The 21,834-nt window shown below is 56.5% G+C and carries 17 protein-coding genes; 9 read left to right on the top strand and 8 right to left on the bottom strand.

The window, feature by feature from the left end; translation table 11 throughout:
• Positions 1–14: 14 nt before the first annotated feature.
• From EKM04_RS04050 to EKM04_RS04020, 8 genes are all read left to right on the top strand, one after another.
• A complete protein-coding gene (locus EKM04_RS04050; protein WP_183897251.1) occupies positions 15–3,815 on the top strand; it encodes a vitamin B12-dependent ribonucleotide reductase in 3,801 nt (1,266 codons plus the stop codon).
• 353 nt (positions 3,816–4,168) lie between these two features.
• Positions 4,169–5,560: an adenylate/guanylate cyclase domain-containing protein gene (locus EKM04_RS04045; RefSeq protein WP_252094039.1), complete on the top strand. Its 1,392-nt coding sequence runs from the start codon at positions 4,169–4,171 to the stop codon at positions 5,558–5,560.
• Between the two features lie 7 nt (positions 5,561–5,567).
• On the top strand, positions 5,568–6,359 hold the full coding sequence (locus tag EKM04_RS23010; RefSeq protein WP_350310104.1) for an E2 domain-associated cysteine-rich protein: 792 nt from the start codon (positions 5,568–5,570) through the stop codon (positions 6,357–6,359).
• Positions 6,360–6,362: 3 nt separating this feature from the next.
• Positions 6,363–6,926 carry a Pycsar system effector family protein gene (locus EKM04_RS04040; protein WP_113169809.1) on the top strand — a complete coding sequence of 188 codons (564 nt, stop codon included), beginning with the start codon at positions 6,363–6,365 and terminating at the stop codon, positions 6,924–6,926.
• A gap of 15 nt (positions 6,927–6,941) precedes the next feature.
• A complete protein-coding gene (locus EKM04_RS04035; RefSeq protein WP_113169810.1) occupies positions 6,942–7,640 on the top strand; it encodes an adenylate/guanylate cyclase domain-containing protein in 699 nt (232 codons plus the stop codon).
• 5 nt (positions 7,641–7,645) lie between these two features.
• Positions 7,646–8,560 (top strand): TIR domain-containing protein, encoded by a 915-nt coding sequence (locus tag EKM04_RS04030; protein WP_113169811.1) that lies wholly within the window; start codon positions 7,646–7,648, stop codon positions 8,558–8,560.
• A 450-nt stretch (positions 8,561–9,010) separates the two neighbouring features.
• The gene (locus EKM04_RS04025; protein ID WP_113169813.1) at positions 9,011–9,949 is read left to right on the top strand and encodes a hypothetical protein; all 939 of its coding nucleotides are present in this window, start codon (positions 9,011–9,013) and stop codon (positions 9,947–9,949) included.
• The gene (locus EKM04_RS04020) at positions 9,928–10,647 is read left to right on the top strand and encodes a hypothetical protein (RefSeq protein ID WP_113169814.1); all 720 of its coding nucleotides are present in this window, start codon (positions 9,928–9,930) and stop codon (positions 10,645–10,647) included. Before EKM04_RS04025 ends, EKM04_RS04020 begins: the two co-directional genes overlap by 22 nt.
• Before the next feature lie 103 nt (positions 10,648–10,750).
• Here EKM04_RS04020 and EKM04_RS04015 read toward each other — a convergent pair whose 3' ends face one another.
• The 5 genes from EKM04_RS04015 to EKM04_RS03995 form a co-directional block, all read right to left on the bottom strand.
• The gene (locus EKM04_RS04015) at positions 10,751–12,124 is read right to left on the bottom strand and encodes an FRG domain-containing protein (protein ID WP_234911010.1); all 1,374 of its coding nucleotides are present in this window, start codon (positions 12,122–12,124) and stop codon (positions 10,751–10,753) included.
• 185 nt (positions 12,125–12,309) lie between these two features.
• On the bottom strand, positions 12,310–14,187 hold the full coding sequence (locus EKM04_RS04010; protein WP_113169815.1) for an AAA family ATPase: 1,878 nt from the start codon (positions 14,185–14,187) through the stop codon (positions 12,310–12,312).
• Between the two features lie 11 nt (positions 14,188–14,198).
• Complete coding sequence (locus tag EKM04_RS04005; protein WP_234911009.1) at positions 14,199–14,705, bottom strand: hypothetical protein; 507 nt, start codon at positions 14,703–14,705, stop codon at positions 14,199–14,201.
• A 585-nt stretch (positions 14,706–15,290) separates the two neighbouring features.
• The gene (locus tag EKM04_RS04000) at positions 15,291–15,971 is read right to left on the bottom strand and encodes a hypothetical protein (RefSeq protein WP_183897249.1); all 681 of its coding nucleotides are present in this window, start codon (positions 15,969–15,971) and stop codon (positions 15,291–15,293) included.
• Positions 15,971–16,933, bottom strand: coding sequence for a hypothetical protein (locus tag EKM04_RS03995; RefSeq protein WP_162734002.1), 963 nt, complete (start codon positions 16,931–16,933; stop codon positions 15,971–15,973). Before EKM04_RS03995 ends, EKM04_RS04000 begins: the two co-directional genes overlap by 1 nt.
• A 264-nt stretch (positions 16,934–17,197) precedes the next feature.
• On the opposite strand from EKM04_RS03995, the gene EKM04_RS03990 reads away from it, so the two are divergent.
• Entirely contained in the window at positions 17,198–19,084 is a 1,887-nt protein-coding gene (locus EKM04_RS03990) for a DNA cytosine methyltransferase (protein WP_162734003.1), read from the top strand.
• 437 nt (positions 19,085–19,521) lie between these two features.
• Here the strand turns inward: EKM04_RS03990 and arsK are convergent, their stop codons facing one another.
• The 3 genes from arsK to arsC are packed head-to-tail and all read right to left on the bottom strand — an operon-like array spanning position 19,522 to position 21,834.
• A complete protein-coding gene (gene arsK / locus EKM04_RS03985; RefSeq protein WP_113169820.1) occupies positions 19,522–20,709 on the bottom strand; it encodes an arsenite efflux MFS transporter ArsK in 1,188 nt (395 codons plus the stop codon).
• Positions 20,706–21,416: an arsenical resistance protein ArsH gene (gene arsH / locus EKM04_RS03980; protein WP_113169821.1), complete on the bottom strand. Its 711-nt coding sequence runs from the start codon at positions 21,414–21,416 to the stop codon at positions 20,706–20,708. Before arsH ends, arsK begins: the two co-directional genes overlap by 4 nt.
• Positions 21,409–21,834 carry an arsenate reductase (glutaredoxin) gene (gene arsC / locus EKM04_RS03975; protein ID WP_113169822.1) on the bottom strand — a complete coding sequence of 142 codons (426 nt, stop codon included), beginning with the start codon at positions 21,832–21,834 and terminating at the stop codon, positions 21,409–21,411. Before arsC ends, arsH begins: the two co-directional genes overlap by 8 nt.

Here is a 21,834-nt window from a genome sequence, read left to right as displayed (position 1 = left end):
CGAGGACGAAAACAATGCGCATTGAACGCCGCTTTACCAAGCCGGGCCAGTCTGCCTACGCGGAAATCGATTTCCGCAAGGGTATCAGCGAAATCAAGAACCCGGATGGCTCCGTCGTGTTCAGACTGGCGGATATCGACGTTCCCGCGCAGTTCTCCCAGGTCGCGACCGACGTTCTGGCGCAGAAGTATTTCCGCAAGGCAGGCGTTCCTGCCCGCCTGAAGAAGGTCGAGGAAAACGACGTTCCTTCCTTCCTCTGGCGCTCCGTTGCCGACGAAAAGGCAATGAAGGACATTCCCGAAGATGAGCGTTACGGTTCTGAAACCGACGCACGTCAGGTGTTCGACCGTCTGGCCGGTACATGGGCTTACTGGGGCTGGAAGGGCAAGTATTTCTCGACCGAAGAAGATGCGTCCGCCTTCAAGGATGAGCTTGCCTACATGCTGGCCACGCAGCGCGTTGCGCCAAACTCTCCACAGTGGTTCAACACCGGCCTGCATTGGGCCTATGGCATCGATGGTCCGGGTCAGGGCCATTTTTACGTCGATCCCTTCACCGGCAAGCTGACCAAATCCAAGTCGTCCTATGAACACCCGCAGCCGCATGCCTGCTTCATCCAGTCCGTCGAGGACGATCTGGTCAATGAAGGCGGCATCATGGATCTTTGGGTGCGTGAAGCGCGCCTGTTCAAATACGGCTCCGGCACCGGCTCCAACTTCTCCTACCTGCGCGGCGAAGGCGAAAAGCTGTCCGGCGGCGGTCGCTCCTCCGGCCTCATGAGCTTCCTCAAGATCGGTGACCGCGCAGCGGGCGCCATCAAGTCCGGCGGCACGACCCGCCGCGCCGCCAAGATGGTCGTTGTCGATGCGGATCACCCCGATATCGAAGCCTATATCGACTGGAAGGTGAACGAGGAGCAGAAGGTTGCGGCCCTTGTGACCGGTTCCAAGATCGTCGCCAAGCACCTCAAGGCCATCATGAAGGCCTGCGTCAACTGCGAGGCGGATAACGGCGACTGCTTCGACCCGGCCAAGAACCCTGCCCTCAAGCGCGAAATCCGCGCTGCCAAGAAGGACATGGTGCCGGAAAACTACGTCAAGCGCGTCATCCAGTTCGCCCAGCAGGGCTACAAGGATATCGAATTCAAGACCTACGACACCGATTGGGATTCGGAAGCCTACCTCACGGTGTCTGGCCAGAACTCCAACAATTCCGTGTCGCTGAAGGATGACTTCCTGCGCGCAGTCGAAAACGACGGCGACTGGAACCTCACCGCCCGCAAGGACGGCAAGGTCATGAAGACCCTGAAGGCTCGCGCGCTTTGGGAAAAGATTTCCCACGCCGCATGGGCATCGGCTGATCCGGGCCTGCACTTCAACACCACCATGAACGACTGGCACACATCGCCAGCCGCCGGTCCCATCCGCGCATCCAACCCCTGCTCGGAATACATGTTCCTGGATGACACGGCCTGCAACCTTGCCTCGCTGAACCTGCTTCAGTTCAAGGACGCCAAGACCAAGAACATCGACATTGCCGATTACGAACACGCCGTTCGCCTGTGGACCGTCGTTCTCGAAGTCTCCGTCATGATGGCGCAGTTCCCATCCAAGGCCATTGCCGAACGCTCCTACGAATACCGCACGCTCGGCCTCGGCTATGCCAATATCGGCGGCCTGCTGATGTCGTCGGGCATTCCGTATGACAGCGACGAAGGCCGCGCGATTGCCGGTGCTCTCACCGCCATCATGACCGGCGTGTCCTATGCAACATCTGCCGAAATGGCAGGCGAGCTTGGCCCGTTCCCCGGTTTTGCACCCAACCGCGATAACATGCTGCGGGTCATCCGCAACCACCGCCGCGCAGCCCAGGGCCTGGCCTATGGTTACGAAGGCCTGTCGGTAAACCCGGTTCCGCTCATCCATGCCGATTGCACGGATGCAGACCTCATCACCCACGCCGTTGCCGCATGGGACAAGGCGCTGGAGCTTGGCGAACAGCACGGCTACCGCAACGCCCAGACGACCGTGATTGCGCCGACCGGCACGATCGGCCTCGTCATGGATTGCGACACGACCGGTATCGAGCCTGACTTCGCACTGGTGAAGTTCAAGAAGCTGGCCGGTGGCGGTTATTTCAAGATCATCAACCGTGCCGTTCCTGAATCCCTGCGTTCGCTCGGTTACTCGGAAAGCCAGATTGCCGAAATCGAAGCCTACGCCATCGGCCACAGCAATCTCAACCAGGCACCGGCCATCAACCCCGGCAGCCTGAAAGCCAAGGGCTTTACCGATGAGAAGATCGAAGCCGTCAACGGCGCGCTGAAGTCTGCCTTCGACATCAAGTTCGTCTTCAACCAGTGGACACTCGGTGCCGACTTCCTGAAGGACACGCTGAAGGTCTCCGACGAGCAGCTTTCCGACATGAGCTTCAACCTTTTGGAACATCTCGGCTTTGCCAAGAAGGACATCGAAGCGGCCAATGTGCATGTTTGCGGCGCGATGACGCTGGAAGGCGCACCATTCCTGAAGGACGAGCACCTGCCCGTCTTCGATTGCGCCAACCCTTGCGGCAAGATCGGCAAGCGTTACCTCTCGGTCGAAAGCCACATCCGCATGATGGCGGCGGCACAGCCCTTCATCTCCGGCGCGATCTCCAAGACGATCAACATGCCCAACGATGCAACGGTGGAAGATTGCGGTGCAGCCTACATGCTGTCCTGGAAGCTGGCGCTGAAGGCCAACGCCCTTTACCGCGATGGTTCCAAGCTGTCCCAGCCACTCAACGCTTCGCTGGTCGAGGATGATGATTCGGAAGATGCACTGGAAGAGCTGATCGCTCAGCCACAGGCAGCCCAGGCCGTCACCATCACCGAGAAGATCATCGAGCGTGTTGTCGAGCGTGTCAGCCGCGAGCGTGAAAAACTGCCGAACCGCCGTCAGGGTTACACCCAGAAGGCAGCCGTCGGTGGACACAAGGTCTATCTGCGCACCGGCGAATTCGGTGACGGTCGCATCGGCGAAATCTTCATCGACATGCACAAGGAAGGCGCTGCCTTCCGTGCGATGATGAACAACTTCGCCATCGCCATCTCGCTTGGCCTGCAATATGGCGTGCCACTGGAAGAATATGTGGAGGCCTTCACCTTCACCAAGTTCGAGCCAGCCGGCATGGTTATCGGCAACGATGCGATCAAGAACGCAACGTCGATCCTCGACTACGTGTTCCGCGAACTCGCCGTCTCCTACCTCGGCCGTCACGATCTGGCCCATGTGGATACGTCCGACTTCTCGCAGACGGCACTCGGCAAGGGCATCGAAGAGGGCAAGACCAACCTCGTCTCCACCGGCTGGACCCGCGGTTACAAGCCAACGCTCGTCTCCAACACCCCCGAGCGCGTCTCGTCCGAGCCCAAGGGTTCGGCAACCGCAGCGCCTGCCCGTGCCTCCGGCACAGTCACGCAGATCTCCGGCAACACGGTGCGCAAGCTGGAACCAACCGTCGCCATCTCCACCTCCGAAGTCGTCGCCTTCAAGCGTGACTACGAGGAACGCGCCAAGGAAGCCGTCGAAATCGAAGAAGGCCTCGCCACCGAATCCGAACAGGCCGCGACAGCCCTCTTCTCCGACAAGGCAGCCGCAGACGCAGCCTCTGCCAAGACGGAAGCCAAAAAGAAAGAAGCCGAACGCCGCATCCGCTCGATTGCCCAGGGGTATACGGGCAACATGTGCGGCGAGTGCCAGAACTTCACGATGGTGCGGAATGGCACGTGCGAGAAATGCGACACGTGCGGTGCGACGAGCGGTTGCTCTTGATCGGGACACTCTTTTCACTCACTATTGAGAAACGAATCCTAATACTGGCCAAACGACCCTAGTACTGGCCGTTTTGGATCCTGAAATTGGCCAACTCAAGGATTCGACTGATTCCGGGCACTGCAAAGTGCCCGGGAAATGCCTCAAGGAACAAACAGTGAAACAATCGCATCGGTGGATTAGCATCTTCCGTGGATCAGTTTGGAGTTGAAACGCAAATGGCTAATACATGGAAGCATGATCGCGCAAAGGCAGCGATCGATGCACGCATCGAAGACGTCAAGACCGTTACGGTTCTGGACTACACACGAGATACGTCGCTGACGTCGATCCCGACGAACAAGGCCTATCGCGTGGATGGCGTTCACGTCTACTTAGAGATCGTCAACTTCGATGACATGCTTTGGTCGACCGAGACCGAAGGTGAGACGTGTCACAAGCGAGCGCTGCGGTTTCTGAATTTGCACTACCGCGCCGTCCACCGGATTCTCGCCGAGGCTAATGCCATTCGTGTCGACTTCCACAATCAACGTCTCCACGCAGTTGTGGCCAAACCTTATGGCACGGACTCTGCCGACGACCGCGTAAACCGGGCTGTCGCGATCGCCAAGCTCATCGTCGATGTCCTCGCAGAGACAGGCGACGACGACGAGAAAATCCCAAATGCGCGAGTGCGGGTCGGCATCGATACTGGTAACGCGCTTGCAGTGAACAATGGCCGCGGCGGCAATCGTGAGCCCCTCTTCCTTGGCCGCCCCGCAAACATTGCTGCGAAACTGGCTTCAAACAACAAGGCTGTCGGAATCTATTTGAGCAACGAGGCCCGTCAAGCGATCGATCTCGATGCCGCGAACGATCCAGCGAAAACCAAGTTGACCGATGAGGAGATAAATGACTGCGGGGAGTCGGCGAAACTCGGGCTCAGCAAAGATAAGATCGTTGCTGACTGGCGGAGTGACAACAAGGCGAATCCCATTGGGGCATTCGCGTTCTCGCGTACAACGCCGCCCCTTAAGAACCTGGACATTTCCGTTCTCACACCGGGCAACTCCAGGCGGATGGAAATGGTTTCCGTCTATGCCGACGTCGACAATTTCACCGCTTACGTGAACGCTCATATCGACGACGACCCTGAGGATGTGGTCCGATGCCTCCACGTCATTCGTGCCGAACTGGACAGGGTCATCAGCGCGGACTTCTCCGGCCGGCGGATTCGCTTCATCGGCGATTGCATCCACGGTCATATCCTTGAAGGAACGGCCCACAACACCGATACCGACGAAACCGTGTCTACCTCGGTCCTCTGTGCCGGCGCTCTTCGCAGCAGCTTCGATCTCGCGCTCGAACGGCTTGAGGCAAACGGCGTCGACACTGATGATCTTGGCCTCGCTGTGGGTTTCGAGTTTGGACCTTCTGCAATTACGCGTCTGGGCATGCAGGGCAAACGCAATCGCTGCTCGACAGGCAGATCAGTACTTGATTCGGAAAAAGAGCAGAAACGCTGCGACGGGCAGCAGACAGCGATTGGCCAGAGAGCGTACGACGACGGCCCCGCATCTGTCCGGAAGCTTTTCGGAACAACGCGCCGGATCGCAAACCTTACCTACGATGTAGCTCTGGAATCCTTGGCTGCCGAAAACAATGCCGTCGCCAAGGTTGCGCGGGCGTCTGTATATGCGACAAGCAGCCCTGCGATCGTCCAAGCTGCCGAGGTTCCCTTCCGTCCTTACATGAAGTTCGATTGAGGCTGCCTTGTCGCCGATCGATCATCTCAACAGCCTAGCCCATGCAAACCACGCCCGTTTGATTTCATCTGCGGGCGAGGTCTCCGTATATGGTGTCCGGCCACCCAGTCCATCAGGCGCTCCGGTCCCTGAAATAGTTCTCGAAGTTAGGAGAGTTGCGGACACGGTCACGGTGAAGGAGCGTGTTCCAGTCCTTCTCCCAACCTTCTGCGCCGAGCGGCATATAAACAGCGACGGCTCTTTCTGCCTCTACTGGGGAGAGCTTGAACCTTCGGGTATTACGAGTGCCGGAGATGCGGAAGTGTGGTGGGGCAAAGTTTTAACGTTCATCTTGCGACAGCGCTCGGCGTCGGCTCTCCGACGATGGCCCGGTAAGGGCGATGCTCGTGCACACGGCTCGACAGCGGCGAGGTTCCAATCTCTTGCTGAAGAGAATGCGGCTGCCCTAGGGCCGCGATTTCTCGCCACGCTGCGGGACGACCGCCTTCGGGTAAAAAATCGGGGATCCAACCGGTTGGCGCTTCTTCGCGACGGTCGGCGAGTTTTCACAGTTCTGAAGAACGAGAAGTGTGTGATGTCGTTACGACAGCGGTGCAAGTGCGACGCCGCTGACAGTCTACGGCTTCCGATAGCGTCATGCAGCGGTCACAAGCATGAATTGGCCGACCTTGTCATCAACCTCGAAGGATGGAACCGGTCAGAGAGGGCTTTCTACGACTATCTTCGCTCGATCAATCAGACCTGCTGCGGGACTATGGATGATTGCCCGCTCGCCATGCCAAAAACGGAAACACTCTGAGCCATGGCGAAGAACGACCAGCAAGAAGCCTACGAAAAGCTGATGTCCGCCAATCACGGACGGATGATCGATTTCGTCAAATTCGCCGAGACCAAGAACGCAGCTTTGCTCACCTTTTCATCGGTTTGGATCGGAGCTCTCATCAATCTGCTTAAGTCCACCGAGGAACTTCCGTTCAACTATGGCAACGCTCTGGTCGTCGCCCTGGTCCTACTATTTCTTGCAGCAGCAACCTGCCTGATTTCTCTGTTACCGAGGTTTCTGAAGCATTTCTACAAGCGCGACGATGATCGCAAGAACCTTTTGTATTTCGGCGACATCAAGGATAGCGGAGCGAAGGACTATCCTTTGATGGCGGAGAAGGAATATCAGCCGCAAAACGGGGATTCGGCCTCCCAAACATATCTGCACGATCTCGCCGTTCAGACCGCGATCCACGCTTCGATAGCCCACCGAAAGTTCAAGCTATTCAACTGGGCCGCATCACTTGTCCTTCTGGCTTTCGTAGTCATGGGAATTCCTCCTTCGCTGGCGGTAGCCCGCTGGGCGTTTTCCCATCTTCCCTGATGACGGAGAGTTCGAATGACGATCGCAGAAGACATCCGGGCTAATGCAAGAACGACGTTCGGAGAGAAGTGGACGGCGCGCGACGGAACGACGGTTCCGGAGCCTGCTGCCCTAAGACTTTCGAACGACGCCATCCACTTCCAACGGGCAACGATCCTCTATGCCGACCTCGACGGCTCAACTGATCTCGTCGAGAAGAAGCATTGGATGTTCGCGGGAGAGGTCTACAAAGCATTTCTCTACGCCACCTCGAGATTGATCCGCCGCCATGGCGGTTCCGTCGTGTCCTACGATGGCGATAGAGCGATGGGGATCTTCATCTCCACAAGCCAGACGAATGATGCCGTCTCATGTGCTCTTGAGATCAACTACGCGATCAAGAACATCGTCCAGGCAGAGATTGCGAAGGGATGGAGCACCGATTTCAAAATCCGGCATGTCGTGGGTATCGACACTTCTGAGATCTATGCCGCCCGAACCGGCGTTCGTGGTGACAACGACATCGTCTGGATTGGGAACGCTGCGAACCTAGCCGCAAAGCTGACAGCCCTGAGTGCGGATCAGCCGACATGGATCACGAAAAGGGTCTTCGACTTATTGAACGACAACCAGAAGCTTGGACCTATCAGGGAGAGCATCTGGAAGAAATGGAACTGGACGCAGCACAAGAACGATGAGGTCTATTCGACCACTTACTGGAGAACAATCACTTGAGTAAAATGCTTGAACGTTTCATGGGAGACGAAGGGAAGGATTTGCGGATTGAATCCTTCGGCGCTCAAACTATCGTTCGCGGTGACGTCCAGCTTGCCGAAGCGTTGGCCGAAGTCGCCGAGATGCTCGAGGTTGATGCGGGCGTCACGCTCATCGAACAGAATGGCGAAGACGACGACATCTACTTTGTTTTCTCCGGTTCGCTTAGCGTACATATCAATGGCCGACGGCTTGGAGCTCGCGGTAGAGGAGAGCACGTAGGCGAAATGGCTGCCATCGAACCTACGCAGCGTCGTTCGGCGACGGTGATTGCGGAGGATCGATCCGTCGTGGCAAAGCTTACAGCACAACAGTTCTCGACCCTCGCGAAGACTTATCCGGACATGTATCGGCAAATCGCGCGGTCGCTATCGAGACGCCTGCTCGAAAGAAATAAGCACGTCGGCACCTTCCGCGAGAAGGTCCGCGTCTTCATTATTTCTTCTGCGGAAGCTCTGCCTGTTGCTCGGCTTGTTCGGAACGCGTTCGAACACGACCCGTTTATCACCACGATCTGGACCGATGGGGTGTTTCGCGTTGCGAACTACACACTGACGAACCTTGAAGCCGAAATCGACGACTCCGATTTTGCCGTCGCAATCGCGCACGCTGACGACCTCACGGAAAGCAGAGGAAAGGATTGGCCGAGCCCGCGAGATAATGTGGTTTTCGAACTGGGACTGTTCATGGGACGGCTTGGTCGACAGCGCGCGATCCTTATGGAGCCACGTGAAGAGAAGGTGAAGCTCCCAAGCGATCTGAGCGGTATCACTACGATACCCTACCGCTTCGAGAACGGAAGGGACGCCGCGGCACAAATTGCGCCAGCCTGCGATAAGCTCCGCCAACACATCTTGGATCTGGGGCCGTTCAATGGCTAGGTCAACTGGTAGTGACGGCGATCCGAACAGAGCAAGGAAAATGGTTTCAGCCGTATCTTTAGTTTCCAATGGTCACGTCGCCTGACGTCGGCCCGACCTCGGGCAAAGTGTGGACCGGGTACTTCAGCGCGGACGAGGCCGACCATTACTTAACCGACCGGGTTGCAACATTATTTCCGATCATAGCCCGATACGCGGGATCAGCGTCATTGGGATATACCATCGAAAATCCACGGATCGAGTCCTTCTCTTGGTACTCTAGCAGCAGTGGGTTGCTATCGCCTCGTAGATACCAGCGTTGGCGGCTGTTGATGCCATGTGTCGTCACGGTTCGTGGCGCCATTGATGTCACGGCAGCATCCACCTCGTCGGCCGGTCTGTTTGGGCGGAACAACACAATGTTAACTCCGTGCAGGCTACTCCAGAACAAAAAGGGAGGAATAGCGATCAATGGGTAAACCTGCTGTCAGCTACATTGGCAACTATAGCGTTGACATGATCCGTGATTCCGGTGGCGATGATTTGGTCGAAACCTTTAAGAAAAAGATCGCAGGTGCTGACGCCAATAAGGATGGGCGAGACTACGAGATCATATACGGCACGTGCAGGACTATCATCGAAGTTGCGACATTGATGGATTTGCTTCGGAAAGGCCACGATCTACCCGACTTAGATAAATACTCGTTCTGGGACAGGCCACTTGCTTTGGTTGATGACTACTATCTTAATGGTGTCTACGACCATTTCTTCGGGCAATTAAAACGCGGTGCCCTGGAGTGGTACGAAGTCAACTACGACATTCAACGCCAGCGTGATATGGACCAAAATATCGGTCGTGACGTGCGTTACCGTATTGTTCTTGAGAGTGAAAAACGTAAACGGAGCGTGGACTCCTGCGTCGAGGCTGACGGCCACACTGATATTGACACGGAAATCTTTTGCGCTTCAGAGGAATTTTACGAGCTTCTGGATTGGAACGAAGATATTTTCGACGCTTTTGCCACAGTAACTGGATCAAGCCGGTTGGTTGACCAAGAAACTGCGTATGAGTCCTTTCACTACCAGTATTGGAAAACTCGTTACGAAGAGACCTTCGTCAATTATATGCTGAAATGCTCTAAAAGAAAAGAATACTTTATACCTCGCTTGAAACGTGCGGCGTCGCTATATGCCCTTGAGGAGGCGTTGGAGGTTTCCTGCTGGAACTGTAAGGGTCGTATTGTCGGCGAGTTGCTGCGTATCGAAGGCGCTGGTGCCATGCGAACATATCGGATTCCCTCAGAAAGCGCAGTGGATACACTAATCAAGATGCTCGACGAACAGATTTTTGAATTCAATGAGATTGTCGAACGATTGGAGGCAGGTGGATGGCAGCGAGCCGCTATATAGAGGACTGGGTCGACGAGCCAACCAGGAACTTGCTTGATGAACTCGTATATGCAGACCTAGATAGTGACAAGTATGCCGGTCACGCGCGGCTCTCAGGAAGAGCCGTTGCCGCTCATTACCTGCGTAAGAGAAGCGTACCGGATAGATTTCATGTGGTTTCTGCTGTCGAGGACTTCGACAACTTCGCGGCCGGAGTAATCAGGGAGCTCGAGCTTAACGGAGCCCTTGTTCGGTATTCCTGCATCTGGCCGCAGCGCAGAGTTATCAACGAAGCGAAGCAGCGAGAGGTTTCGCCGATCTACCAAGCCTTTCGTCAGGAAGAATGGTTAGCACCGTACCAACTCCTCTTTGCCGTCAGCAATATTGGCACGATCGCCAGGATAAAGTCCTGTATGGTCCACACTGCAATCGACGAAAAAATGGATAATGGAGACTATCTCGACATTCTATGCGGCTCGTGCCACGAGAGCGTACCCTTGCGACTGGCGGCTGCATTGCCCGAGTCCCTGTCAGAGCGGTGTCGAATAGTATCGCTCGCGTGGGACTACACCATCGATAGCGATGGCTTTTCCGTGCCAGGCGTCGGAGGAAATCCTGCCGTTCGATCCGGTGTTGGTACTGGCTTGAACAGAGAAAACTTCATCCCGGACACCGTGAGGAACGACTTCCAACTTCGAGCTTCCGGACTCGAGATCTGACCAGTAGTACCAAAGTTCCCACCACTAGCTCAAAGACGTTATGCAAATATTCTTACCTAGAGAGAGACGCTCGAAAGTCCACACCTACAGAATACGGATCCGGTCAGCCCATGGCGAGTTCGTGCTTTTTCGCAATCTCCGCTGAGGTCTTCTCGATGCCAGGGTAGATGGTGCTGGATTTGATGTTCAGTTTGGCGAGGTCTCGCAGGATACCAGCCTTGTTTCGAATGGTTATCCTTTGGACATCGAGGGAGCTGAACCCAGTTTCTGGAAGGACTGAGTCTTTGCCAAACATCAAGAAGGCTCCTGACTGCGAGGTGATACGCTCATTGGTATTTCGTCCTCGTACAAACATGATCCTTTCGAGATCAGCAGGCTGAAGTCTGGCTTCGAAGTACGGTTTCTCGCGCCGGATGAAATGAAGGAGCTTCTTGCATTCGGCAGTTTCGTTGAACGCGACCCAGTCTCCCCCGGTATGCATTCGCTCCTTCTCCTTGTCCGCGAGAAGGCAGATGTTCGCCACACAGCTCACTGTATCGGAATCAAAGAAACGGACATCGCTAATTTTGGTGCTCATCACGATCACTTCCCCATCGAGATGATTACCTTGCTGATCTAGCCGATCCTCCGCGCAGCAGAAGTACAGGGCGACCAAAGGATTCGACGTTACGTCGAGCAGCCTTGTCGGCAGGCCGTAGTGTTGCATCCTCACAAGCTTGTCGAGCATGTATTCGTCGGCTGCAAACTCCGTCGCCTGGGAAGTAAGAAGCTCACGGACGATGGTTTCTTCCTTATGCCTATAACGCCAATCTCCATTTTCATTTTTGCGAAAAAGGGAGGGAACTAGCTTGTAACGTCTGTCCGAGTGGCCTCGATAGAAGATTTCGTCATCCGGCGCCGAAGGAAGGCTCAACACATGGTTCATGAAGTCGACCAAGTTGTCGATAATCGGCAGCGCCACCTCGTCTTCTGGCAACAGCGGGCTTGGCGGCGGCGGTGGAACTGTCGTGATCGGCAGGCCACCAGCCTGACCTACCTGAGGGGAAACTCCGGCGATCGCGAGAGTTGCTTGAAGGTCTCGATCCTTCACCGCCCAGTGGGTTCGACTTAGCTCCCACTTCCCAAACGCAAAAACGCTTTCAAAAGCTTTCCTGTCAACAATGGTATGCTCGCCAAACAACTGATTTATGCAGAAATTATATATGAGGTCGGCACCGACGATCCGGATATTCCATGCCTGACCCAGTCGAATTCTGACGTACGAGCGACCGCTAATGTCGTTCTGTAGTTCGCTCATGAAGAGAGCCGGCAATTGGCCGAGAAAAACTTTGACCTCCTCCGTAATGGGCTTCAATCGCTCCTCGATGCTTGCTTCGGTGTACTCGAGGTAGCGAGCAAGCGGAAACGACGCTTCGTGGACGTCTCCGACCGTAACGTTCCACTCACTGTCATCGCCCATCATCAGTAAGTTGTACAAATCTAGATTCCCCTTGAGCCTCACCAGTTATTAGTCGTCCCGATGCCCGCAAGCAATCTGCTTGTAATACTCGTGCCGAGAAGAGCGATCAGATGGATGGTCGCCCAGAAAATCCTCCGCGAAACAACGACACGGTTCCGCTTCCACCGTAATTGCGATTCGACGCCGACGTCGAATCCCCTCACTCATCTTGAAGTCTCCCGAATGATCGCCCTGACTTCGTCACCCTCGATAATTGCCTTCTCCACCAGAACGTCGGCGATCCTTTCGATGGCGTCCCGGAAACGCGTCACGATTTCCCGGCTGCGCTCCATTTCTCGACTGAGGCCACGCTCGATGCGGGCGGCGACGTCAGGATTGTTTCGTCGGAAACGATCGCGTTGCTCGACGGATTTCAAATTGAAGTAGCCAAGCCCCTCTCCCATCCCAAGTTGAACTTCCATCCTAGTGGCAAGGTCACTTGCCATGTGCAGGTCGCAGCCCTCGGCATCACCCGCGCCATCGAACGCAGTGCCAAGGATGACCTCTTCCGCCGCTCTCCCTGCAAGCAGCAAGGCGATCTGATCAAGACATCCTTGACGCTCCCTAAGCTGGTCTTCCTCGATCTCGAAATGTGCAAACCCTAAAGGTTGTCCGGCATGGGCCTCCCAGGGTACGGCGACGGTGTCCAACAATCCGACGCCCAGTCGAACCCCCACGACCGCATGTCCCGCCTCGTGAATGGCGATCGTCCTCCGCTCGCCCCCGGTGATCTTTCTCGCTGGTGGCAAAGCCGACATCACGTCTGCATATGAAACAGCCCTTCCCTCTGCACGGGCAAGCCGCTTTGCGTCTCGACCGACTGTCTGGAAATGCGCACCGGTTAACCCAACGGTCGCCGCAGCGATCGCGTCCACCTCGCGGTCTGACAACTGGGTACCGAAATAAGTACGCGAGAGATGTTTTCGCTCCTCTGCATCCGGCAGCGGAATACGAATATGCCGGTCAAGCCGCCCCGGCCGCAGGAGAGCGGCGTCGATCGCTTCCGGATGATTGGTGGCGCCGATGACGACGACGCCTTCGAGCCTGTCGTGGCCGTCGATCAACTCGAGCAAGAAGTTGATCACCTGTCTCCAATAGGTTTCGTGTTCGGTTCCGACAACCTTATCTCTATCGCCGATACCGTCGAACTCGTCGACCAACAAAATGCTTGGCTTCTGTGCCTTCGCCTCATCGAAACTTCTGCGCATCGCTTTCAAAGTGTCGTCGAGATGCCCGGCCGCCTGCCACCGCGCGACCGACGTCGCGACCAGATGTGCACCGCACGACCGCGCGAGCGCGCTGGCGAACATCGTCTTCCCTGTTCCAGGCGCTCCGCTCAGGAGCAGTCCCCGGTCTAGGTCTGACCAGGCAAGCTTTCCGTCTCTCCACGCAGCGATGTCTCTCGCCAGAGACAGTCCCCAAGTCTTCGCGTCACCGTAACCTACAAGATGATCGAGAGGTGGCGAGGTTTCCACGACAGGCGGTTGCGTATCTGTCTTAAGTGCGGCAAGTCGCGCCAGAACGTCCGAGACAGGTCTTCCTGCCCTGAAGGCAGCAAAGACTTCTGCAAGAGGATGCTCCAGCATCTTCCGCGCATCCGCCATATCGACATTCTGGCCCGAGAACTCCTTCGCGGCGGCAGCCAGATGGAATGGTCTTACCGCACCGACGTCTACAACTCGGTCGGCCGCCAGGTCGATTTCTCTTGGCAACCCATGTTCCGACGGCCAGATGATGAGGATAGAACGCCTGGATTTCAATTGGCCGCTGACCAGTTCACCATCAATACCGCCTTTGGTGCCGAGTTTAGGTGACGAGATTTCAAAGCTGGAAAGGCTCTCATTGGTGCTCGTCAGAAGGCTTGCTGCGGCGACATATTCGTCAAGTACGGATCCAGAAGGGATCCGTAGGACAATCACGATATGCCGACCGATCTCATTTGTTTTAAAGGCACCGCCCAGCCGTGCTGCCGACTTGAGAGTGAGCGCATAGGCCATGCGCTCAAGCGTCACCGTGCGGCGACGTTTCGAGAAGTTTTCCATTACAACCTCGCTTAGCGCTGAAAGCGACGGATGACCGTCTCGGGGTCGATCATCCTCTCGTCGAGATCGAGCGCGATCAATTGATGGAGGGCCATCCAAGAGATGCCTGTCATCGGCTTAACTTCAGTGAAAATATGCAGGCATTCTGCGACAGTCAGGGAGCCTGCCTCGTCAAGCGCGGACAGCATTCTGATCCTGTCGTTCAGAGGCGTCCTGGAGTGGGCGTAGCGAAGGAGATCACGGGCGTTGGCAAGCCGAAAACCCGCCTCGATCTCCTTTCGCGGGATGCCCCGATACTGGTAACCGGCAAGGGCAGCGCCTTCCTTGATCGCAGGATTTTCCTCATCCTCGACAGCGTCGAGGAGAAAGGGTTTGCCGCGCTCGTAGTTGACAAAAAAGTCGGGAACGTGGGGGCCGAGTTCAGTATCGAACTCCAATGGCAGGCAGAGCCAGGCGACGACAGCCGGATCGACGTCTAGAACGCAGCCAAGGTCTCTCGCTGCTCGTGACCGATACATTGGGTCGCCTGAGCACCGTACAGTGCCCTTAGGATAGAAGAGTTTAGAAGAAGCTTCATCAAAAGCGGCATACAGGGCCGCTGACGTATCAAAATGCGGATAGCTCATCATGAACACCCTCGATTAGATAAACGTTGCCTGCGCCGCTTCGGAGCGGCCTGCCCGTTCAACCTATTCGAGATATGTTCAGCATCTTGATCATGCGGAACAAAATATGAACAAAAATAAGAAAGTCAATAGCGAATTCAATTTCATCGGCATTTACCTGCCGGGGCGCTGATGTAATCTTATCGCAAAAGCGTCGTGGTATAAAGGGCGGGACCGCCTTCGCACGCATGGTGCCAGCACCCTCGATCTGCTGATTTCGAGCGCCCGACAAGGGGTCGGACTCTGCAGCCTGTCGCTGTTCAGATCAAGCGACAGCTTGAAGCAGTCCCGCTTGTCGCAGTGCTGGGGGAATACTTAACAAACAGTCGGTGCCTTCTGATCTGTGGTTCGCGACGCATTGGGCGGCTCCGAGGTCGAGGCGTTCCCTGGCTTTACGGCGTAGTGCGTTCTGACGCCTGAAAGGTAACGCACTGGCTGTTAAAGGCCAAGGCGGCGAGCTGTCTTGGCTTCCATCTTCTCCACAACAAACTGTGGGATGTCAGTCTCACCATAGGGAGGTTCATCATTCGAGCTACGAGCCAAGGATCTGAAGGCGAGAGACATTCTATGCCCATCACTGAGGCCCAAAAGTATGTTCGGTAGTTCGAACTCGTTGTCTCGTGCCTGAATTTGCTCCATAAGTGAGATCAGATCATCCTGCGTCGCGGTCAGCGCTACCACGGTTGCCATCCCAGCGTCTACGATCTCCCGCGTCCGCAAAAGATTTTCCGCGACCGTAGCCCCCTCCTCGATATCCGTGGAAAAAACTACAATATGGTCGACTTGAATTCCCTTCTCGTCGTGAAACTGATGCGTGATCGGCGCAAGATCCGGAAGAAAGTTTGGACCCCAATGGTTTCTCTCTGATGGAGCGGGTATATAATCGTTCCAATAGCAGGAAAGGCTAACCTCGCCTTCGGTTAGTTGGTCTAGCCTCTCCAGAAACATCTCACCGTAAGGATGGATGTCGTTAGCGATACAGACGACACGAACGCTCTCGGTAGCCAAACGGACTTTCGCAGCGAATAGTTCAGCCAACGGCTGCCCGAGTGAGGCCTCATTGCCGGTCCGCCAAAGATCCGCAAGCTTAGCTTCGACGTCCTCATCGAAATCACTCATCATCGCCTTTTTTTCCTTAGAAGCGGGACCAAATTGTCGAACGAGGCGGATGACATGTCTAGGACGTCCTGCTCGAATGCGTAACCGCTCTCTGACCCCACGGTAAACTTTCCAGTTCCATGGTCCCCCTCGTGGACATAGTGTAAGACGGAGCCGCAAACCGCAAATTTGAAATCCTCACTTTGACCAATCGCGTAGAGGACACGCTCAACATCTTCGCGAAGGCGCCGATTAGGGCCCATCGACAAAACGCCTTTGAAATGGACATCGGCATCGACAGCGAGCGATGCGAGATCGGTGAGTTGCCCCGCGTCAAGCTTGCGCAAACTGGTCATGATTGCCCAAAGAACGTTTTCTAGATCCCGATCCGATTCACTGAGTGGGCAGATCTTTCTCAAGCACTCCCTGAACCCTGGGTGCAGTTGTTCGATTTCTTGAATATTGTTGCTGTTAGGCAAGACGAAAATGCAGACAGCTCCCAACCCCAGAGCTGTGCGCTTCGAGGCGAGTTCAACTCCCCTTTCGTAAGAAGGAATGGCTAGCGCGTATTGCGCCGACCGACCTGCGCTGTCGTCAACCCGCATTTGGCTCGCAAAGTTTTGAGCGACGGTTCGTTTCGGCCTTTTGAGTTTAGTGGTCGAACCAGCTTCAACCTCCTGAGCAAGGGAACCCCAGCCGACTTCGCCCGATTTAGCCTCGATCCAGAACACTGAATCCTTTACGATAAAAGCGATGTCGTCAACAAATGACCTAGCCTGAAGCAAAAGCTTCACATCGGTTGCCTCCAGCCTTCTCGCTTTCACACGAGACACCTGCTCCACGATTTTAAACGCTGCGACACGCTCCTCGAATATCAAACCAATTCTGCTGCTGTCGCCGCCTACCGTTTTCTTCGTGAGATACTTCTTCTCTTCAGCCGTCGCATAAGTTCCCAGATCTCTTGCATATGCCGCCACAGTCACCGTGCCTCTAATTCTACTTTCGCGGGCATCGCTATCACAAATGATTATCGAAATGATTACGCTTTGGGACACAACTTCTTGAAAAAAGGGGCGCGGGTTTTGATGCCGCCACTTAAATGTAAGCGATCACTGCCATATGACACCTCTCGAATTTCTTGAGTTCATACCACGTCGAGCCCGTTGAGATCGGTTGCATTTTATCGATCCGATTACCGGCGATGAAAGATTCGTTGTCGTATGGACGTCCCAAATGGGGACATCTCAATGGCAGACATCGATCCGAAAGCACAGGCGCTTTCCGCGGCGATCAGGCGGATAACGGAGCTGCAGCAGCAGATGGCCGATCGCGTGCTGGCGATGGCCGTCGAGATCGAAAGGCTGACGGACGTCGTGCCCGCCGGGGAAGCGAAGGCGTTCCTCAAGGCACGCTGTAATCTGCCTGCAGCCGAGTTGTCCACCTACATGGGATTCGCGAAATCCTTGAAGGGATCCGAGCAGGTTCTCCGGAAGTCTCGAGCGTCGTTTCCCGTCATCAAGTCCTTGGTGGCCGCCGACCAAGACACGCGGCAGGAAATCCTCGAGCGCATGGCGATCGGAGCTCGCATCGATACGAAGGATGTCGCCCTCATCAAGAAGCGGTTGGCCGACGCAAAGCTGACACCGGCCGAAGCGCTGACAGCGGCGAACAGGAGGGCAGTCGCGGCGGCCGTGCGCCGACAGGCAAAGGCAGCGGTTGCGTCCTTCGAGGTGCGTACCGCTTCCCTCGTGGAAGAGCTAAGACAGCATTTCCGACCCGGCGGTGTGAAGTCTCCTGTCGTTCATGCAAGCCTGCGCCATCAGGCAGAAGTCCTCGAAGCTGAATGCGATACTCTGTTTGGTAAGGAGCCCACCCCCGCTTCGCTACGACCCGCGACGCCGTCTTATCGCATGGCGATGGCCCGCAAGATGCTTGGCGACGTAGCTGCCGGTCGACTTGATGAAATCGGGCCAATGGAATTGCGCGTACTGTCGACTTTGACAGGGCAAAGCCGGATGTCTTTCGTAGGGCTTTCTCGCAAGCCGTTTGCAGGAATTCCTCCGCGGCATTACCGTGCCCGTGTTGTCGAGCTGTGCGCGGGTGCAGGTGGTCTGGCCCTTGGCTTGGAGCGCGCCGGATTCGAGCACGTCGCTCTGATCGAGATGAACAAAACTGCAGTGGCCACGCTGCGGGCCAATCGACCGGACTGGAACGTCATCCAAGCCGATATCCGCAAAGTGGACTTCAAGGAATACCGCGACCAGCGGATCGACCTACTGACGGGTGGGCTTCCCTGCACCCCGTTCAGCACGGTCGGCCAGAAGAAGGGGCGGCACGACGAGAACGACCTGATGATGGAAGGCGTGCGTGCTGTACGCGAGATAGCGCCCAAGGCATTCCTGTTCGAGAACGTTGAGGGCATCCTGCATTCGCGCCACGCGGACTACATCGCGTTCCTCCTGCGCGAATTCTCGAAGGCAGGATACTCGACGGAAATCCACCGGATCAACGCGAAGGACTACGGCGTCGCTCAGAGCCGGTCCCGCATCATGATGGTGGGAATGCGCAAAGATTTGGTGGGCGCCTTCCGGATGCCGAGAAAGTTTCCGGAGCTGACTACGAACGTGGGCGTCGTTCTCGCCGACCTTATGGGTGAAAACGGCTGGTCCGACGCAGAAGCCTGGCTGCAGTCTATGAAGGACCGCGACTACCGGTCAGACACCATCCGGGGCTACCAGGGCAGCGCTCGTCATGGAGAGAAAATTCGTTCCGAAAGGCAGCGACTTCGTTACGCTCCTCCGGCTAAGACTGCGCCGACGGAAGATGAAGGCTCTCGTGAAGGATTCGTGCCTGGGCTGACGAACCGCATGCGCGCGAGATTGCAGGGGTTTCCGGACACATGGAAGTTTGTAGGTGGTCACGGGCCAGTGGCCGACCAGATTGGAAACGCGGTCGTGCCATCGGTGGCGCAAGCGATGGGTCTGGCGATGTTGTCGGCGCTGAGGGGGTGGGAGATTGACTGGCAGGCGATGATGTTTGCAACGGAGACTCGGGCAACGGTCGAAGCGCCGCCACTTGATCCTAGTTTGGAATTTGCGACCTCCGTCGCACTGGATGAGGAAGCAGTTAGATGAGAGCCGCCTGGCATCCAACGCGCGATGAGCTCATTCTCGCAAAGGACCTCGAGCGGGAGTACGGAGATCGCATTGCTGAAGACGGCGACCTATTTCTACAACCCACGGGAATCCGTCAATGGCGCAATGACCGCTTTTAGGCGCAAAGCAGCCGCTACTACGTGACGGCTCTTGGCGGATACTGTTGAAAAACTCCAGCAGGCGGTTTTTCCTTCGGGCCCCCTGAAATAATATTGCGCATGCCACGCTCCCCAGCACGTCAGACGCAAAGTGGTTTCATCTCTCCCGCACAGTCAGAAAACTATACCTGACGATCCGGGCAAGGCGCGGCCTTACCGATGCCCAGGGGAGTTTTTCAACAGTATCGGCGCGAAGGCGACATAGATGTCGTACGCGTTTTGGGGCCGTCATCAACTCAGTATTTAGCTTCGGCGGGATCAACCTTCTCGTTGAAAGCGGAATAGATTTGTAAAGGCAACGACTGCCAATAGCGCTAGGACAACGATCCCGCCAATCGAAACACGGATGCCGAAACACTCCATCGTGAGGGCCAACACGAAGGGCGCTAGTGCCGAAGCGACCAGGCGGGCCGCCATCATCTTACCCTGAAGCTTCCCGTAGCCGTCACTGCCGAACAGCGCCAGCGGCAGGGTGCCCGACACGATGCTCAGCAGGCCGTTGCCCATGCCGAAGATGACGGCAAAAACCATTGCACCGGGTATCGAGGGAGCACTCAGGATCAGGATCACCGCGCTGACCGGTATCAGCGCGGCTGAGATCAGGGCGAGATGCAGGGCATTGAGTCGCGTGCCGAACACCATGTTGATCAGACGGCTTGCGACCTGAGACGGGCCGAACAGCGTGCCGACGATGGCGGCGCTAGTGCCAAGCCCCAGTCCGGCCAGAAGCGGCACCATGTGCACCAGAACGGCCGAGCCTGCGAGATATTGCAAGGCGAAGGCCGTGGTCATGAGCAGGAACCCCGAGCGACGGTGATCCGGTGGAAGCGTGCCGATCACCGGCTGTGGCGGCGTTGATATCGCCTGCTTGCGACTACGCGTCACCCCGGTTGCCAGCCACGCATGCAGCGGCAGGCAGACTAGGAGAGTGAGTCCTGCAAAAACCAGATAGACGTTCTGCCACGAGAGGTGCGTGTGCAGGCTCGAAGTGAGCGGCCAGAACAGTGTTGAGGCGAAACCCGCGATCAGGGTCAGATAGGTGATGCTGCGCTGGGCCACCGTCGGCTGAAGCTGGACCAAAAGTGCAAAGGCGGCCCCGTACTGGACAAGGTTGGCGGCTACCTCGATACCAATTAGGGCGGCGACATAGGTGGTTCTGCCGGGCGCATATGCGCAAGCGATCAAGGCGGCGGCGGCAACGGCAGAGCCAATGGTCATCACCACACCCGCGCCGACGCGGTCAATCAGGCTGCCGAGCCACGGCGCGGTGAACCCGCCAATCAGCAGGGCAACTGAAAGTGCGCCGAAAACCCACTCCTTCGACCAGCCAAGGCTGGCACCCATGTCCGGCGCCAGGATGCTGAAGCTGTAATAGAGGGTGCCGTAACCGATGATCTGGGTGACACCGAGTGCCAGGATGGCCGCGATTGGAAGCCTTGCTGTCATATGGACTTGAGGCTCACGCGCTGCTCCAGCTTCTCAGCATCCTCCTTCCGTTCGCTGTAGCGGTTTGTAAGGTAGGACGAGGCCTCGCGCGTGAGGATTGTGAACTTCACCAGCTCTTCGCAGACATCGACGACGCGGTCGTAATAGGATGATGGCTTCATGCGGCCTTCTGCATCGAATTCCTGGTAGGCCTTCGCAACGGACGACTGGTTGGGGATGGTGATCATCCGCATCCAGCGGCCAAGGATGCGCAACTGATTGACGGCGTTGAAAGACTGGCTGCCGCCGGAGACCTCCATTACTGCCAGCGTCTTGCCCTGCGTCGGCCGCACCGAACCGAGCGCCAGCGGGATCCAGTCGATCTGCGACTTGATGATCCCGGTCAAGGCACCGTGGCGTTCCGGGCTGATCCAGACGTGTCCTTCAGACCACTGGGTCGTTTCGCGGAGTTCCTGAACCTTCGGGTGGCTGACGGGCGCCTCGTCCGGAAGCGGCAGACCCGCCGGATCGAATACCCGGACTTCGCATCCCAGCCGCTCGAGAAGCCGACGGACTTCGAAGGCAAGGAGACGGCTGTACGAGGTCTCCCGAAGCGATCCATAGAGGATCAGTATCCGGGGCTTGTGCGTCGAGAATGCAGGTCGCAGGGATTCCATGTCGACCGACTGAAGATGCTGATCGTGAAGAGCGGGGAATGTATCAGACAATGCACTTTCCTTCCTGGTTTAGAACCTGCTCGCCGTCCTCCTTCATGAAGGGGCCTTTGAATGCCTCGGCAGGCAGGACGTCGAGCACGACTTCCGATGGACGAGAAAGCCGGGTGCCTAGCGGCGTGATTACGAAAGGGCGGTTGATCAGGATGGGGGTTTCGATCATAGCATCGAGCAACTGGTCGTCAGTCAGGTCAGGGTTGTCCAGACCAAGGTCGGCGTAGGGCGTTCCCTTTTCACGGATGGACTGCCTGACCGTCAGCCCGGCATCCGAGATCATTTTCGCGAGGTCCGCGCGCGACGGTGGCGTCTTCAGATATTCGATGACATCAGGTTCGATCCCCGCGTGGCGGATCAGGCCCAGCGTGTTGCGTGATGTCCCGCAGTCGGGGTTGTGGTAGATGGTGACATCCAT

It is taken from the genome of Rhizobium skierniewicense Ch11 (assembly GCF_023757665.1).
GTDB lineage: Bacteria > Pseudomonadota > Alphaproteobacteria > Rhizobiales > Rhizobiaceae > Agrobacterium > Agrobacterium skierniewicense.
The sequence above is the reverse complement of the archived record's forward strand: the minus strand, read 5'-3'. Positions and strand labels throughout refer to the sequence as shown.